The 545-nt window shown below is 45.3% G+C and carries 1 protein-coding gene; it reads left to right on the plus strand.

Going from position 1 to position 545, the window contains the following annotated elements; translation table 11 throughout:
- On the plus strand, positions 1–402 hold a 402-nt coding region (locus K5Q92_RS23950; RefSeq protein ID WP_220771271.1), incomplete at its 5' end, for a GntR family transcriptional regulator.
- Between the last annotated feature and the right edge of the window lie 143 nt (positions 403–545).

A 545-nucleotide genomic window follows, 5' to 3' on the forward strand; every position in this document is an offset into this window, starting at 1 on the left:
TTAGAAGGCATGGCCTGTGAGCTTGCGGCACAACATATCAATCAAGAGGAACTCGCACAGTTAGAGGCACTGCTCGTCAAACAAGAGCAGGCATTAGCGGCTGGGGATACTTTCTTTCAAAAAGAGGGCGATGTGGATTTTCACTATCGAATCATTCAGGCCAGTAGGAGTAAACACCTTCAAGAAACCTTGATTGGTGGTCTTTATCACCTACTGAGAATGTATCGTTATCAATGCACCAACATCAACCGGCCGACCAAGGCCTTGGCTGACCATCGGCGCATTGTCGAGGCGATTGCCCAGCGAGATGGTGAGTTAGCCAGTTTACTAATGCGACGCCATATTGAGCAGGGCAGAAAGAATACAGAGAAACGCTTAGCGACATTACAGCAAAGCCAATAGAAAAATGATTATCCAAATTTTAATGAGTGCACGAGTCATACAAATGTCATTCAATAGATGCGTGATTTATTGATGCCGTTGGTATACCGAGCCCACGAGACCGTACTAGATCTCGTATGCCGTCTTCTGCTTGAAAAAAAAAA

Origin of the sequence: Shewanella sp. MBTL60-007, assembly GCF_019654915.1 — a bacterium.
GTDB lineage: Bacteria > Pseudomonadota > Gammaproteobacteria > Enterobacterales > Shewanellaceae > Shewanella.